The 15,374-nt window shown below is 68.0% G+C and carries 15 protein-coding genes; 3 read left to right on the top strand and 12 right to left on the bottom strand.

The window, feature by feature from the left end:
- Nucleotides 1–48: 48 nt before the first annotated feature.
- From I2456_RS09515 to I2456_RS09495, 5 genes are all read right to left on the bottom strand, one after another.
- Nucleotides 49–1,380, bottom strand: coding sequence for a M16 family metallopeptidase (locus I2456_RS09515; RefSeq protein ID WP_085074500.1), 1,332 nt, complete (start codon nt 1,378–1,380; stop codon nt 49–51).
- A complete protein-coding gene (locus I2456_RS09510; RefSeq protein WP_085074499.1) occupies nt 1,358–3,637 on the bottom strand; it encodes a polyribonucleotide nucleotidyltransferase in 2,280 nt (759 codons plus the stop codon). The genes I2456_RS09515 and I2456_RS09510 overlap by 23 nt, the downstream gene beginning before the upstream one ends.
- 342 nt (nt 3,638–3,979) lie before the next feature.
- Complete coding sequence (gene lppU, locus I2456_RS09505; RefSeq protein ID WP_068025243.1) at nt 3,980–4,498, bottom strand: LppU family putative lipoprotein; 519 nt, start codon at nt 4,496–4,498, stop codon at nt 3,980–3,982.
- A gap of 12 nt (nt 4,499–4,510) precedes the next feature.
- Nucleotides 4,511–4,780, bottom strand: coding sequence for a 30S ribosomal protein S15 (rpsO, locus tag I2456_RS09500; protein ID WP_066950523.1), 270 nt, complete (start codon nt 4,778–4,780; stop codon nt 4,511–4,513).
- Nucleotides 4,781–4,899: 119 nt separating this feature from the next.
- On the bottom strand, nt 4,900–5,871 hold the full coding sequence (locus I2456_RS09495) for a bifunctional riboflavin kinase/FAD synthetase (RefSeq protein ID WP_068025241.1): 972 nt from the start codon (nt 5,869–5,871) through the stop codon (nt 4,900–4,902).
- Nucleotides 5,872–6,032: 161 nt separating this feature from the next.
- Between I2456_RS09495 and mntR the strand changes: the two genes are divergently transcribed.
- The gene (gene mntR / locus I2456_RS09490; protein ID WP_085074498.1) at nt 6,033–6,725 is read left to right on the top strand and encodes a manganese-binding transcriptional regulator MntR; all 693 of its coding nucleotides are present in this window, start codon (nt 6,033–6,035) and stop codon (nt 6,723–6,725) included.
- Nucleotides 6,726–6,772: 47 nt separating this feature from the next.
- On the opposite strand, the gene I2456_RS09485 is transcribed toward mntR, so the two are convergent.
- The 5 genes from I2456_RS09485 to I2456_RS09465 form a co-directional block, all read right to left on the bottom strand.
- Nucleotides 6,773–8,020 carry an acyl-CoA dehydrogenase family protein gene (locus tag I2456_RS09485; RefSeq protein ID WP_085074497.1) on the bottom strand — a complete coding sequence of 416 codons (1,248 nt, stop codon included), beginning with the start codon at nt 8,018–8,020 and terminating at the stop codon, nt 6,773–6,775.
- Between the two features lie 9 nt (nt 8,021–8,029).
- A complete protein-coding gene (locus I2456_RS09480; protein WP_371869918.1) occupies nt 8,030–9,235 on the bottom strand; it encodes a lipid-transfer protein in 1,206 nt (401 codons plus the stop codon).
- A 353-nt stretch (nt 9,236–9,588) separates the two neighbouring features.
- Nucleotides 9,589–10,491: a tRNA pseudouridine(55) synthase TruB gene (truB, locus tag I2456_RS09475; RefSeq protein WP_085074496.1), complete on the bottom strand. Its 903-nt coding sequence runs from the start codon at nt 10,489–10,491 to the stop codon at nt 9,589–9,591.
- On the bottom strand, nt 10,488–11,168 hold the full coding sequence (gene pptT / locus I2456_RS09470; RefSeq protein WP_085074495.1) for a 4'-phosphopantetheinyl transferase PptT: 681 nt from the start codon (nt 11,166–11,168) through the stop codon (nt 10,488–10,490). The genes truB and pptT overlap by 4 nt, the downstream gene beginning before the upstream one ends.
- The gene (locus I2456_RS09465; protein ID WP_085074494.1) at nt 11,165–12,124 is read right to left on the bottom strand and encodes a metallophosphoesterase family protein; all 960 of its coding nucleotides are present in this window, start codon (nt 12,122–12,124) and stop codon (nt 11,165–11,167) included. The genes pptT and I2456_RS09465 overlap by 4 nt, the downstream gene beginning before the upstream one ends.
- 161 nt (nt 12,125–12,285) lie before the next feature.
- On the opposite strand from I2456_RS09465, the gene I2456_RS09460 reads away from it, so the two are divergent.
- Together I2456_RS09460 and I2456_RS09455 are read left to right on the top strand one after the other, a co-directional pair.
- Entirely contained in the window at nt 12,286–12,861 is a 576-nt protein-coding gene (locus I2456_RS09460) for a DUF3558 domain-containing protein (protein ID WP_068025220.1), read from the top strand.
- Nucleotides 12,862–12,886: 25 nt separating this feature from the next.
- Nucleotides 12,887–14,512 (top strand): CocE/NonD family hydrolase, encoded by a 1,626-nt coding sequence (locus I2456_RS09455; RefSeq protein WP_085074493.1) that lies wholly within the window; start codon nt 12,887–12,889, stop codon nt 14,510–14,512.
- On the opposite strand, the gene I2456_RS09450 is transcribed toward I2456_RS09455, so the two are convergent.
- Together I2456_RS09450 and I2456_RS09445 are read right to left on the bottom strand one after the other, a co-directional pair.
- A complete protein-coding gene (locus I2456_RS09450) occupies nt 14,509–15,054 on the bottom strand; it encodes a DUF1802 family protein (protein WP_085074492.1) in 546 nt (181 codons plus the stop codon). The genes I2456_RS09455 and I2456_RS09450 overlap by 4 nt on opposite strands.
- The gene (locus I2456_RS09445; RefSeq protein ID WP_068025212.1) at nt 15,051–15,326 is read right to left on the bottom strand and encodes a DUF2277 domain-containing protein; all 276 of its coding nucleotides are present in this window, start codon (nt 15,324–15,326) and stop codon (nt 15,051–15,053) included. The genes I2456_RS09450 and I2456_RS09445 overlap by 4 nt, the downstream gene beginning before the upstream one ends.
- Between the last annotated feature and the right edge of the window lie 48 nt (nt 15,327–15,374).

Here is a 15,374-nt window from a genome sequence, read left to right as displayed (position 1 = left end):
CGACGACGAGCGCCGGCACGGCGCGAGTGAGGAGGCGGACATTTGAGGCTACTTTACCATCGCCCGAAGTTGTTGCGGCAGCGTCCGTTTCGAGCCGTAGGGCCCCACGACGGCGGCGCCGTAGCGCTTACTGAGCAGCCGGCGTGCCACGGCGTTGACCTCCTCGACGGTGACCTGTTCGATCTGGCTCAAGGTGTGCTCGATGCTCCGGTGGGCGCCGTAGTTGAGTTCACTGCGGCCCAGCCGGCTCATCCGTGAACCGGAGTCTTCCAGACCCAGCACCAGGCCGCCACGCAACGAGCCTTTGGCGATCCGGCATTCGGCTTCGGTGATCCCGTCGCGCGCCACCGATTCCAGCACCGCCGTGGTGACCCGCATGACGTCCGGGAACCGTTCGGGCAGGCAGGCGGCATAGACCGACAAGGCGCCGCTGTCGGCGAACATGTCCAGCGCTGAGTAGACCGAGTAGGCCAGGCCGCGCGACTCGCGGACCTCTTGAAACAACCGGGAACTCAGCCCACCGCCGAGCGCGGTGTGTAAGACCGACAGCGCCCAGCGGTGCTCCCAGCCGCGCCCGGGCGTGCGCACTCCCAGCGACACGTGGGTCTGTTCGGCGTCGCGTTTGGCCAGCTGCAGCCCGGGGTGGCCGTTCACCCGGCCCGCGCCCTTGCGCGGGGCGACGGGTTTACGGCCGCGGACCAATCGTTTTCCGAAGTGCTCGCGCACCAACGCCACTACTTCGTCATGGTCGACGTTGCCGGCCACCGCGACAACCATCCGCTCCGGGGTGTAGCGGCGCACGTGAAACGAGTGCAACTGCGAGCGGGTCATCCCCGACACCGATTCCACGCTGCCGATCACCGGCCGGCCCACCGGGTGATCGCCGAACAACGCCGTCAAGAACATGTCCGCCAAAGCGTCCTCGGGGTCGTCGTCGCGCATGGCGATTTCCTCGAGGACGACGTCGCGTTCCAACTCGACATCGTCGGCCGCGCAGCGCCCGTTGAGGACCACATCGGCCACCAGGTCCACGGCCAGGGCGAGGTCGCTGTCCAGCACGTGGGCGTAGTAGCAGGTGTGTTCCTTGGCGGTGAACGCGTTGAGTTCACCGCCGACGGCGTCCATCGCCTGAGCGATGTCCACGGCGGTGCGGGTGGGGGTGGACTTGAACAGCAGGTGTTCAAGGAAGTGCGCGGCGCCGGCGACAGAGGCGCCTTCGTCGCGCGATCCCACCCCGACCCAGACCCCTACCGAAGCGGATCGAACCGCGGGCAAGTATTCAGTAACGACCCGCAGACCGCCCGGCAACGTGCTCCGTCGCACTCCCCCGGTGACCGGGTGCCGGGTGGCCGCAGAATCAGCTGCTGACCGTCGCGGCATCGGCTGTAGCTGCTCCTGAACCCGCGTCGGCGGCGGCGCCCGAGCCGTCGTCCTCGGCGACCAGGATCAGCGAGATCTTGCCCCGCTTGTCGATGTCGGCGATCTCCACCCGCAGCTTGTCTCCGACGTTGACCACGTCCTCGACCTTGGCGATGCGCTTGCCCTTGCCCAGCTTGGAGATGTGCACCAGACCGTCGCGGCCCGGCAACAGGGAGACGAAGGCACCGAAATCGGTTGTCTTGACGACGGTTCCGAGGAACCGCTCCCCCACGGTGGGCAGCTGCGGGTTGGCGATGGCGTTGATCCGGTCGATCGCAGCCTGCGCCGAAGGACCGTCGGTGGCGCCGACGAACACGGTGCCGTCGTCCTCGATGGAGATCTGCGCGCCGGTCTCTTCGGTGATGCCGTTGATGACCTTGCCTTTGGGCCCGATGACCTCACCAATCTTGTCCACCGGGACCTTGATGGTGGTCACCCGGGGAGCGAACGGGCTCATCTCATCCGGGGCGTCGATGGCCTCGGCCATGACCTCGAGGATGGTCAGCCGCGCGTCCTTGGCCTGTTCCAGGGCGCCCGCGAGGACCTGTGACGGGATGCCGTCCAGCTTGGTGTCCAGCTGCAAGGCGGTGACGAAGTCCTTGGTGCCGGCGCACTTGAAGTCCATGTCGCCGAACGCGTCCTCGGCGCCCAGGATGTCGGTCAGGGTGACGAACCGGCGCTCGGTGCCGCCACCTTCGGTTTCGACGTCGTCGGAAACCAGACCCATCGCGATGCCGGCCACCGGCGCCTTGAGCGGCACACCGGCGTTGAGCAGGGCCAGCGTGGAGGCGCACACCGAGCCCATCGACGTGGAGCCGTTGGAGCCCAGCGCCTCGGAGACCTGGCGGATGGCGTACGGGAACTCTTCGACGCTGGGCAGCACCGGCATCAGCGCCCGCTCGGCCAGCGCGCCGTGTCCGATCTCGCGGCGCTTGGGCGAACCGACCCGGCCGGTCTCACCGGTCGAATAGGGCGGGAAGTTGTAGTGGTGCATGTAGCGCTTGCTCGTCTCCGGACCGAGCGAGTCGATCTGCTGGGCCATCTTCATCATGTCCAGCGTGGTGATGCCCAGGATCTGGGTCTCGCCGCGTTCGAACAATGCGCTGCCATGTGCCCGCGGCACCACGGCGACTTCTGCCGACAAGGCGCGGATGTCGGTGATCCCGCGGCCGTCGATGCGGAAGTGGTCGGTGAGGATGCGCTGGCGAACCAGCTTCTTCGTCAGCGAGCGGAACGCGGCGCTGACTTCCTTTTCGCGACCCTGGTAGGTGTCGGCCAGCCGCTCGAGCACCTCGGTCTTGATCTCGTTGGTGCGCTGGTCGCGTTCGGCCTTGCCGCCGATGGTCAGCGCGGCGGCCAGCTCGTCGGTCGCCACCGAGGCCACCGAGTAGTAGACGTCTTCGCCGTAGTCCGGGAACACCGGGAAATCACCGGTCGGCTTTGCCGCAGCGTCGGCCAGTTCCTGCTGGGCGGTGCAGAGTGCGGCGATGAACGGCTTGGCCGCCTCCAGGCCCTCGGCCACGACGCCTTCGGTCGGCGCCTGCGCGCCGCCGTCGATCAGGTCGATGACGTGCTCGGTGGCTTCCGCCTCGACCATCATGATGGCCACATCTTTTTGGTCGCCGTCGCCGACGATGCGGCCGGCCACCACCATGTCGAACACGGCGCGCTCGAGTTGCTCGACGGTCGGGAAGGCAACCCAGGTGCCGTCGATGAGGGCCACCCGGACCCCGCCGATGGGGCCGGAGAAGGGCAGGCCGGCCAGCTGGGTGGAAGCCGACGCCGCGTTGATCGCCAGGACGTCGTACAGGTCGTTGGGGTCCAGGCTCAGGACCGTCACCACGACCTGGATCTCGTTGCGCAGGCCGTCGACGAAGGACGGACGCAGCGGGCGGTCGATGAGGCGGCAGGTCAGGATGGCGTCGGTGGACGGGCGGCCCTCGCGACGGAAGAACGAACCGGGGATGCGGCCCGCGGCATACATCCGCTCCTCGACGTCCACCGTCAGCGGGAAGAAGTCGAAGTGGTCTTTGGGGTTCTTGCTGGCGGTGGTCGCCGACAGCAGCATGTTGTCGTCGTCCAGGTAAGCGGCGACGGCTCCGGCGGCCTGCAATGCCAGCCGGCCGGTCTCGAAACGAATGGTGCGGGTGCCGAAGCTCCCGTTGTCGATGGTGGCGGTTGCCTCGAACACGCCTTCTTCTATTTCAGCTACAGACATGACGTCCGTGCGGCCCTCTCTGGTTATTTGGCTGTTTCGCGTGGTCACGCAAAACCCAGAGGGTTCGCAGCACAGCTCACGGGCTCGAAGCCTGCGAGCCGGCCCGCGAGAGCTTCCCTTAGAGCATGAGCCTGGATGCGGCTACGGCCGTCGATCGAAGCGGCCGACCTGCCCCAGATCCGGGGAGCCCGGCAGCCACTACCGAAGACCGCCCGATACAGGCCGGGGCGCTCCCGTCGTGACTCGCTGGAACGGCACGCGCGGATCTGCGCGAACCGCACCATTTGCTGGGCCGAACCGGCCCATAACGTCCTCACTCTACACGGGTGGCAAGTGCGGCCATTAGCCCCTGGCTCCGCTGACCACGTCCTCGACGCACACGGCGAACCGCCGCTGGGAGTAGGCGTAGCCGACGCCGCTGGCGCACTGGTCGACGCCGACGGGCGGGTCGAGGTCCTTGAGGATCTGAGTGGCTCGCTGGCGGTGCGGCACCGAGGCGTCGTTGCAGTCCACCCGAACCGGGTCGGACCGATGCTGAGGATCGACGCTCATGCAGCCGCCGAGGACCCAATCGATGTCCAGGCACAAAGTGCTGGTGGACCCGTTCATGGCGTTGTGCGTCGAATAGAACGAGTCGACGTCGGCCGGGCATTCCGAGCGGTCCGCGGCGGTGGCGACCACCTTGAAGTTGGACGCCGCGCTGCCGCAGGCTGCTTCGGTGGCCTGCGGGTCATCCGCCGTGCCGCCCAGCTTGAGACAATCACCGACCTTCACGTCGGCCAGGTCCGGGGTGTGGTTGGTCCAGGACGCGCACCCGGTCAGTCCCCCGGCCACCAGGACCGAGATGAGCAAGGCGCGCACCGCGGCCGCGAATCAGCGACGCAGGCCCAGGCGCTCGACGAGGGAGCGGTAGCGCGCGACATCGATCTGAGCCACGTACTTGAGCAGCCGGCGCCGGCGACCGACCAGCAGCAGCAGACCCCGGCGCGAGTGGTGGTCGTGCTTGTGCACCTTCAGGTGCTCGGTGAGGTCGGCGATCCGCTTGGTCAGCAGGGCGACCTGAGCCTCCGGGGATCCGGTGTCGGTGTCATGCAGGCCGTAGGTGCCCAGGATTTCCTTTTTTTGCTCGGCAGTCAGCGCCACGAAATATCTCCATCAATAGGTCCGCGATCAGCGATCTTTCCGGCGCGGCCACCGCGAACCGCAGCACGCGCCGATGTCGTCGGGCAGTTTAGCAGCGCAAGCGCACCGGCCCCGAATCGTCACCCTTTGAGCAGCGCGCGGGTGCGTTCGGTGTCGTTGCCGATTTCCTCGATCAGCTCGGGCACCGAGTCGAACTTGCGCTGACCGCGGATGCGGGCAACGAAGTCCAGCGCCACATGCTGGCCGTACAGGTCGGCGGTGGTGTCGAGCACGAACGCTTCGACCGTGCGGGTGCGCCCGGAGAACGTCGGGTTGGTTCCCACGGAGACCGCGGCCTGATAGCGCTCGCCGGGGACAACGGTGCCGGTCACCGGTCCGTGCCCGAGCACGGTGAACCAGGCGGCATAGACGCCGTCGGCGGGAATGGCGGAGTACATCGGGGGCGCGACGTTGGCGGTCGGGTAACCCAGCTCCACCCCGCGGCCATGCCCGCGCACCACGACTCCTTCGACGCGGTGCGGGCGGCCCAGCGCCTCGGTGGCCGCGACCATGTCGCCGGCGTCGACGCAGGCCCGGATGTAGGTGGAGGAGAACGTCACCGTCTCGTTGCTGTGGTGTTCGGAGAGCAGCGACATCGACTCGACCGCGAACCCGAACCGCTCACCGGCGCGGCGCAACGTCTCGACGTTGCCGGCCGCCTTCTTGCCAAAGGTGAAGTTCTCCCCCACCACCACCTCGACGACGTGCAGGTTCTCCACCAGCAGCTCGTGGACGTAGCGCTCCGGGGTGAGCTTCATGAAATCGGTGGTGAAGGGCATTACCAGGAACACGTCGATGCCCAGGTCTTCGACCAGCTCGGCGCGGCGGGTCAACGTGGTCAGCTGCGCCGGGTGGCTGCCGGGGTAGACCACTTCCATCGGGTGCGGGTCGAAGGTCATCAACACCGCGGGCACGTCTCGCGCGCGGCCGGCCTTGACCGCGTGCGCGATCAATTCGGCGTGGCCGCGGTGCACGCCGTCGAACACCCCGATGGTGAGCACGCATCTGCCCCAGTCCGTCGGGATCTCGTCTTGGCCGCGCCACCGCTGCACGCCGCCAGCCTACGGCTCTGCGGCGGCCGGTGGTGCCGGGGATACGCAGGCTTCACCTGTCTGCCGCTTCGCTGTGCCCGGTCCGTGCTTACCGGCTCGCGGACGGCGCCGTTTGCGGGGTCGACCGCAGAAGGCGGGTAGGTTGCCTAAACTTTCTGGTTGTGAGGACTGAGGAGGAGTCTGGCGGGCTGACCCCGGTCGCCCAGGACTATCTGAAGGTCATTTGGACCGCTCAGGAGTGGTCCCGCGACAAGGTGAGCACCAAGATGCTTGCCGAGAAGCTGGGGGTGTCGGCCAGCACCGCCTCCGAGTCCATCCGCAAGCTCGCCGAGCAGGGCTTGGTCGATCACGAGAAATACGGCGCGGTGACGTTGACCGAGGCCGGGCGGCGCGCGGCCCTGGCGATGGTGCGCCGCCACCGGCTGTTGGAGACGTTCCTGGTCAACGAGCTCGGTTACGCCTGGGACGAAGTGCACGACGAGGCCGAGGTGCTCGAGCATGCGGTGTCGGATCGCCTGGTGGCCCGCATCGACGCCAAGCTCGGCTTCCCCCAGCGCGACCCGCACGGTGACCCGATTCCGGCCTCCGACGGGCAAGTGCCGACCCCGCCGGCGCGTCAGCTGTGGGCCTGTCATGACGGTGACACCGGCACGGTGGCCCGGATTTCCGACGCGGATCCGGAGATGCTGCGCTACTTCGCCAGCGTGGGCATCAGCCTGGACTCGCGGCTGCGCGTGGTGACCCGCCGAGAGTTCGCCGGCATGGTGTCGGTGGCGATCGAGGCCAAGGACGGCGACGCGGCCACCGTCGACTTGGGCAGCCCGGCCGCCCGGGCCATTTGGGTGGTGGGCTAGCGGCGGTCCCAAGCGCGGCGCAGCCGGCCGCCGCCATCAGGACTAGCTCAGCCGGTGAGCAACCCCTTGGCGATGTGGGTGACCTGCACCTCGTTGCTGCCGGCGTAGATCATCAGCGACTTGGCATCGCGGGCCAACTGTTCCACGCGATACTCGGCCATATAGCCGTTGCCGCCGAACAGCTGCACGGCTTCCATCGCGACCTCCGTGGCGGTCTCCGACGAGTACAGCTTGATCGCCGACGCCTCGGCCAGGGTCAGCGGCTTTCCGGCCCGCTGCCGCTCGATGGTCTGAAAGACCATGTTCTGCACGTTCATTCGGGCGATCTCCATCTTGGCCAGCTTCAGCTGGATGAGCTGGAACTGCCCGATGTTCTTGCCCCACAGGGTGCGGGTCTTGGCGTAATCCACACACAGCCGGTGGCATTCGTTGATGATGCCCAGCGCCATCATCGCGATGCCGATCCGTTCGGCGGCGAAATTCTCGCGGGCACTGTCGCGTCCGTCGCCGCTGGCGTGCTGCTCGCTGCCGCCCAACAACCGGTCCGGTGTCAGTCGGACGTTGTCGAAGAACAATTCGCCCGTCGGCGAGGACATCATGCCCATCTTCTTGAACGGCTTGCCCTGCGTCAGACCCGGCATGCCGGCATCGAGCACGAAGACCAACACCGGCCGGTTGCGCCGGTCCACCGACGCATCCCCCTCGTCGAGTTTGGCGTAGACCACCAAGACGTCGGCGTAGGGCCCGTTGGTGATGAACGTCTTCTGCCCGTTGAGGATGTAATCCTCGCCGTCGCGCTTGACGTGAGTTTTCATGCCGCCGAACGCATCCGACCCGGAATCCGGTTCGGTGATGGCCCAGGCCGCGATCGTTTCCAGGGTCATCAGCCCGGGCAGCCAACGCTCTTTTTGGGCCAGCGTGCCGCGACTCATGATGGTCGCCGCGCCCAGACCGAGGCTGACCGAGGCGGTGCTGAGCAACCCGATGCTGACCCTGGCGATTTCGGAGACCAGGACCGCCACCATGGACGCCTGCTCGCCACCGCCGAAACCGCCTGAGCTGCTAGGCTTTTCGTCTGCCCTGCCCGCCTCTTTGGCGCGTTCGCGGTCCAGCATGTTCTTCACCGCCTCGGCCGCCATGGCGTCGAGACCGAACTGGCTGAACAGCTTGCGCGCGATCGGATAAGGCGACAGCTCACCGGTTTCCAGCTCGTCGAGGTGGGGGCGGATCTCTTTGTCGACGAATTGGCGCACGGCGTCGCGCACCATCAGATCGGACTCGGACCACTCGATCAAGGCGTGCCCCTAGCGTTCGGCGCGCTGATAGGCGGTGACGACGGCGGCGCCACCCAACCCGATGTTGTGTTGCAGTGCGGCGGTGACGTTGTCGACCTGACGCTTGTCGGCGGTACCCCGCAGTTGCCAGGTGAGTTCCGAACACTGCGCCAGCCCGGTGGCGCCCAGCGGGTGGCCCTTGGAGATCAAGCCGCCCGACGGGTTGACCACCCAGCGTCCGCCGTAGGTGGTGTCGCCGTTGTCGATCAGCTTGGGCGCCTCACCCTCGCCGCACAGGCCCAGCGCTTCGTAAAGCAGCAGCTCGTTGGCCGAGAAGCAGTCATGCAACTCGATCACCTGGAAGTCGTCCGGGCCCAGACCCGACTGCTGGTAGACGTGTTGCGCCGCTTGCACATTCATGTCGTAGCCGATGATGTTGCGGGCACTGCCGTCGAAGGTGGACTCGAAGTCGGTCGTCATGGCCTGCCCGACGATCTCCACGGCCTGCCCGCCGAGTTCGCGGCGGGCAACGTAATCCTCACTGGCCAGCACCACCGCGGCCGAACCGTCGGAGGTGGGCGAGCACTGCAGTTTGGTGAGCGGGTCGGAGATCATCTTCGCGGCAAGGATGTCATCCAGGGTGTACTCCTCCTGGAACTGCGCGTAGGGGTTGTTGACCGAGTGCTTGTGGTTCTTGAAGCCGATCTTCGCGAAGTGCTCGGCGGTGGTGCCGTACTTCTTCATGTGCTCACGCCCGGCCGCGCCGAACATCCAGGGCGCCACCGGAAACGCGAACTCGTCGATTTCAGAGAGCGCCTTGACGTGCTTGCCCATCGGCGACTCTCGGTCCTGGGCGCCGAGTTGCAGGGCTCCGGGCTGCATCTTCTCGAAGCCCAGCGCCAGCACGCAGTCGGCGAGCCCGCCGCGGATGGCTTGCGCGCCCAGGTAAAGGGCGGTAGAGCCCGTCGAGCAGTTGTTGTTGACGTTGACGATCGGAATGCCCGTCATGCCCAGTTCGTAGAGGGCGCGCTGGCCGCTGGTCGAGTCGCCCGCAACGTAACCGACATAGCCCTGCTCGATGTCGCGGTAGTCGACGCCGGCGTCGGCGAGCGCCTTGGTGCCCGACTCCTTGGCCATCTGCGGGTAGTCCCAGCCCTCGCGGCGACCCGGCTTCTCGAACTTCGTCATACCCACGCCGATGACGTAAACCTTGTTTGGCACCTTGCTAGGCATCATTGCCCCTTCCGAACGACGGTCCTCACAGTGTGCAACTTCGTCGCGGCGAGTGCGCGACGGGATGCCTGTTGTGGGGGCGTCGAGTGTGCGCTGGCGGCGTCGAGTGTGCGCTAGCGGCGCCGAGTGTGCGCTGGCGGCGTCGAGTGTGCGCTCACGGCGGGTTTGCGGCGATATCTCCGCCCAGCACGCACAGTGAAAGCCCACAATGCACGCTCGAGCCATCGACGGCCTTGCAGCGTCGCAGCACTAAAGCGTCGCCGGGCGGTATCCGATTGCCCGGCACCTCCTCGCGCCGCTACCCGGCGCGCATCGTCGCCGGGCGGTATCCGATTGCCCGGCTCCTCCTCGCGCCGCTACCCGGCGCGCATCGTCGCCGGGCGGATCACCACCACCGACTTGGTCCGCGAGCCCTCGTCGCGCAGCAGCGCGATCACCCGCCCACCCGCGTCGGTCGCGGCGTAGACGCCGTCGATACCGGCCGCCGGCAGGGCCCGGCCGTTGGCCGCGGCGTCGGCCTCCTCGGCCGTGAGGTCGCGCCGGGCGAACATCAGCAGACACGCCTGGTCCAGGTCCAGACTCAACCGGGGCCGCTCGCCCAGCTCCTCCAGCGACCACGCCTGGTCCAACCCGAAGCGGCCGACACGGGTACGCCGCAACGACGTCAGATGACCACCAACGCCAAGCGCCGCGCCCAGGTCGCGGGCCAGCGCCCGGATATAGGTGCCCGACGAGCAATCCACTTCGACGTCGAGGTCGACTACCTGAGCCTCGCGCCGCACGGCCAGCACCTCGAACCGGTCGATGCGCACCGGACGGGCTTGCAGTTCGACGGTCTGCCCCGCCCTGGCCAACTCGTAGGCACGCCGGCCGCCGACCTTGATCGCGCTGACCGCCGAGGGCACCTGGCTGATGTCACCGCGCAGACCGGCGACCGTCGCCGCAATCGCCGAGTCCGGGACGCGTTCGGCCGAAATGCATTGCAGCAGTTCCCCATCGGCGTCTTCGGTGGTCGTGGTCTGGCCCAGGCGGATGGTCGCGGCGTACGACTTCGACGCTGCCGTCAGCAATCCGAGGATCTTGGTGGCGCGCTCGACCCCGATCACCAGCACGCCGGTGGCCATCGGGTCCAGGGTGCCGGCGTGACCGACGCGGCGGGTGCCGAAGATGCGCCGACACCGCCCGACCACGTCATGGCTGGTCATGCCCGCCGGCTTGTCGACGACGACGATTCCCGGGCCCAGCGGGCCGGAGCTCATAACACGATCGCGGTCAGCACCAGCCCGCGCTGTACCGACCAGCGCCCGCTCAGCGTCGTCAGCGGCGGACCCGACAGCGCCGACGGGTCGATCAGGATGCGGGAGACGAAACGTCCCGTCGTCGAACTGTCGGCTTCGAAGGTGATGTGCGCGTCCTCGAAACCCAGCCACCGCTGGGTCAGCGGAAACCACGCCTTGTACGTTGCCTCCTTGGCGCAGAACAGGATTCGATCCCAATGCAGCTCGCTGGGCATCTGCTGGGGTATCTCGCCCCGCTCCGGCGGCAGGCTGATGGCCTCCAGCACGCCGTTGGGCAGCACGTCGTGCGGCTCGGCGTCGATCCCCAGCGACCGCACGGCGCTGTCGCGTCCCACCACCGCGCCCCGATAGCCGGTGCAGTGCGTCAAGCTGCCCACCACACCGGCTGGCCAGCACGGTTCGCCCTTCTCGCCCTTGAGGATCGGCACCGGCGGCAACCCCAGCTCGCCCAGCGCGACCCGGGCGCAGTGGCGGACGGTGATGAATTCGTGGCGACGCTTGGCCACCGACTTGGCGATCAGCGGCTCCTCTTCGGGCAACGGCGTAAGCCCCGGCGGGTCGGTGTACACCTCGGCGTACGCCAGGTCGTCATGCACCGTGTCGGGCAGCACCGCCGACACCAGCGTGCCGGCCGTCATCGGTTCTGCCGCTGCTGCAGCCGTTCCCGGAATTGCGTGGCCTGCTGTCGCATCTCGGGAGTGATCACGAAATGACCGCCGAAGTCATTCAAATACCCCGGCGCATACTGCGGGTCCGGCAACACCTGGCGCAACCAGCTGAACGGCTTGCGCCGGCGCCACTCCCGCGGATAACCCACCGACACCTCTTCGAAGCGCACGTCGTCATACCAGGTGGTCCGCGGAATATGCAGATGTCCGTAGACCGAACACACGGCGTTGTAGCGGGTGTGCCAGTCGGCGGTTTTGGTGGTGCCGCACCACAGCGAGAACTCCGGGTAGAACAACGCGTCGCACGGTTCACCCACCAACGGGAAGTGGTTGACCAGCACGGTGGGCTGCACCCAATCCAGGTCTTCCAGCCGGGCGCGCGTCGCTGCGACCCGCTCGTGACACCACGCGTCCCGGGTGGGATACGGCTCGGAGGAGAGCAGGAATTCGTCGGTGGCCACGACGTTGCGTTCCCGGGCGATGGCCAAGCCTTCGGCCTTGCTGGCCGCACCCGCCGGCAAATAGCTGTAGTCGTACAGCAAGAACATCGGCACGATGGTGGCCGGGCCGCCGCGTTCGGTCCATACCGGGAACGGGTGCTCGGGGGTGACGATGCCCATCTCGTCGCACATGTTGACCAGATAGTCGTAGCGGTCCCGGCCGAAGATCTGCATGGGATCGCGCGTAGTGGTCCACAGCTCGTGGTTGCCGGGCACCCAGATCACCTTGGCGAACCGCCGCCGCAGCAAGTCCAGCGCCCAGCGGATCTCGTCGGTGCGTTCGGCGACGTCGCCGGCCACGATCAGCCAGTCGTCCGGCGAGGACGGGTGCAGCGACTCGGTGACCGGCTTATTGCCGAGGTGACCGGTGTGCAGGTCAGAGATCGCCCACAGCGTCGGCTGTCCGGCGTGTTCCTGTCGGGTCACGACTAACCACCCTAACGGCTGCCCGTGCTGCCCTCTTTCTGGTGCGCGTCCCCTGACGCCGGTTTGCCGGCGGATTAGAACAAGTTCTCGTTTGCTCTGTGACGGCGCGGACGCGACTTGTACACTCCCGGCAAAGGGACCGCCAAAGGCAGGGGGATGTCGTGTTCGCCAAGGTGCGTCTGCTCGGGGGGCTTGCCGCGCTGATCACAGCGGTGGTGGTGGGCTGGCAGAGCATCCCGCCGGCGCCGACGGGCGGCGGGCATGTCGAGTTGCGGTCGACGGCCGCGCCGATGTCGACCACGATGAAGAGCCCGATCGTGGAGACCAGCAATCCCAGCCCGTTCGACCCGTGCAACGACATTCCGTTCGACGTGGTGCAGCGGCTCGGCCTGGCGTTCAGCCCGCCCGAGGCCGAGGAAGGGCTGCGTTGCCACTACGACGCGGGTAACTACCAGCTGGCCGTCGAGCCCGTCATCTGGCGCACCTACGCCCAGAGCCTGCCGCCGGACGCGGTCGAGACGACGGTCGCCGGGCACCGCGTCGCGCAGTACTGGGTGCTCAAGCCCACCCAGCGCAACAGCTACTACTACATGTCCTGCATGGTCACCTTCAAGACCAGTTACGGCGTCATCCAGCAGGCGCTGTTCTACTCGAGCATCTACTCCGAGCCCGACGTCGACTGCCCGTCCACCAACCTGCAGCGCGCCAACGACCTGGCTCCCTACTACAAGTTCTGAGCCGGGCGTTCCTTAACCTGGGCGGGTGAGCAAGACCAGGCATCGCGGCGGCAAAGCGGTCGGCAGCGCTCTCGGCCGGCTGCTGGGGCTGCGCCCGGCGACCACGGGGTACAGCGTGCGCACCGTCCGGATTCCGATGCGCGACGGCGTCGACCTGATGGCCGACCACTACGCGCCGGACACCAGCCGGCCCGCCGGGACTGTGTTGGTGCGCGGCCCCTATGGCCGCGGCGTTCCGTTTTCGCTGGTGTTCGCCCGGCTCTACGCCGCCCGCGGCTACCACGTCGTGTTGCAAAGCGTACGTGGCACATTCGGTTCCGGCGGCGAGTTCGAGCCGATGGTCAACGAGGCCGCCGACGGCGCCGACACCGTCGAATGGCTGCGTCGCCAACCGTGGTTCACCGGCCGCTTCGGCACGGTCGGCCTGTCCTACCTGGGTTTCACCCAGTGGGCGCTGCTGGCCGATCCGCCCCCGGAGCTGGCGGCGGCCGTCATCGCGGTCGGCCCGCACGACTTCCGCGACTCGGTGTGGGGCACCGGCACCTTTGCGGTCAACGACTTCCTGGGCTGGAGTGATCTGGTCGCCCGTCAGGAGGAACCCGGCCGCATCCGCGCCGCCCTTCGCCAGGTGCAGTCCCCGCGCAAGGTGGCACGGGCGGTCGCCGAGGTCCCGATGGGTCCGGCAGCGCGCACGCTGCTCGGAGACGGCGCTCCGTGGTTCGAATCGTGGGTGGAACATGCCGATCCCGACGACCCGTTCTGGGACCGGCTGCGCTTCCCGGCCGCGCTGGACCGCGTAGCGGTTCCGGTGTTGCTGCTGAGCGGCTGGCAAGACGTGTTCTTGCGCCAGACGCTGCAGCAGTACCGGCAGCTGCGCGACCGCGGCGTCAACGTCGCCCTCACCGTCGGGCCGTGGACGCACACCCAGATGTTGACCAAGGGCCTGCCGGTGAGCGCACAGGAGTCACTGGACTGGGTCGACGCGCATGTGGGTGACGCGCCGGCGCTGCGTCGGCCCAGCACCGTGCGCGTGTTCGTCACCGGCCAGGGTTGGCGGTATCTGCCGGACTGGCCCCCGGCCACCACCGAACACACGTGGTATCTGCAGCCCCGGGGGCACCTGGGTGTGACAGCGCCGCAGCCCGGCGCGGCCCCGGCGAAATTCCCTTACAACCCCGCCCACCCCACCCGGGCGATCGGCGGCCCGCTGCTGTCGCCCAAGGGGGGCTACCGCGACGACACCCGGCTTGCCGAGCGCGACGACGTGCTGTCCTTCACCGGCACCACGCTGACCCACGACCTCTTCGTCTATGGCAGCCCGGTGGTCGAGCTGACGCACTCCTCAGACAACCCCAACGTCGACGTGTTCGTCCGGGTCAGCGAGGTCGACGCCCGCGGCCGCTCGCGCAATGTCAGCGACGGATACCGGCGCTTGGGTGACGCCCCGCAGACGGTCCGGATCGAACTCGACGCCGTCGCGCATCGATTCCGCGCCGGCTCACGCCTGCGCGTGCTGATCGCCGGCAGCTGGTTTCCCCGCTACGCGCGCAACCTGGGGACCGCCGAGCCGGCGCTGACCGGACGCCAGGTCAAGCAGGCGACCCACGAGGTGCATTTCGGCGAATCCCGACTGCTGTTGCCGGTCGGCTAACCCACGGCGTCGCGGACGCGGGCGGCGACGTCGGCCAGGACGGTGTCGTCGTGCACCGGCGCGCCCAACGCCGGGTCGGCCGGCAACTCCACCCAGCTCCGGCAGCCGGCATATTCCGGGGTGCGGGCCAACCGGACCGGCTGCACCAGCGGCATCGCCGACACCACCAGCACCGCAAGCTTGTGTTTGGGCCGGAAATCGAGCCGGTCGGCGCGCACCGACTCCGCCGTCCAAATGTGCAGATCTTCGATCTTGTCCAGGCCTTCGGGCCGGTTGACCGGCAGCGCGGCCACGACCTTGGCGGCCGCCCGCAGCGTCAGGTCGGAATCAGTGCTGTCGGCGGCGGCCTCGGCCACCAGGTCGCGGTGCTCGGGGCGCACCCGCTCGGCGTGGCTGTGCGCGACCGTCGGGAACAGCAGGAATTCTCTTGCGGCCACGGTGAACCGCTTCTCGCCGATGCCGCCCTTGCGCAGGAGGACGCTTTGGCGCCCATCCAGCAGCGCATGGACGGCCGCGCTCCACTCCTTGAGCGCGGGCGTCACGGCGACGGCGCGGCGGCCAGCCGGGCGATCACTTCCGGCCGGCGCAGCGGCGGTACGGTTTTCGGCGGCTGGCGCCGAGGTGTCAGGGCGTCCAGCAACCGGGTGGTCGTGGCCGTGACCTCGGCGACGGCGGTCTCGAACGCCTCGACGTTGGCGGCCGACGGGTGGGTGATGCCGCTGACCTTGCGGACGTACTGCCGCGACGCGGCGGCGATCTCTTCGTCGGTGGCTGGGGGCTCCAGTCCCCGCAGCTCGGTGATGTTCCGGCACATGCTTCAACGATAGGCGGCAGAGGCGGTTGTCACAGCGGCCACACGTGT

Source organism: Mycobacterium kubicae, from assembly GCF_015689175.1.
GTDB lineage: Bacteria > Actinomycetota > Actinomycetes > Mycobacteriales > Mycobacteriaceae > Mycobacterium > Mycobacterium kubicae.
Note: the sequence above shows the minus strand (reverse complement) of the source record. Positions and strands in the feature narration are given on the sequence as shown.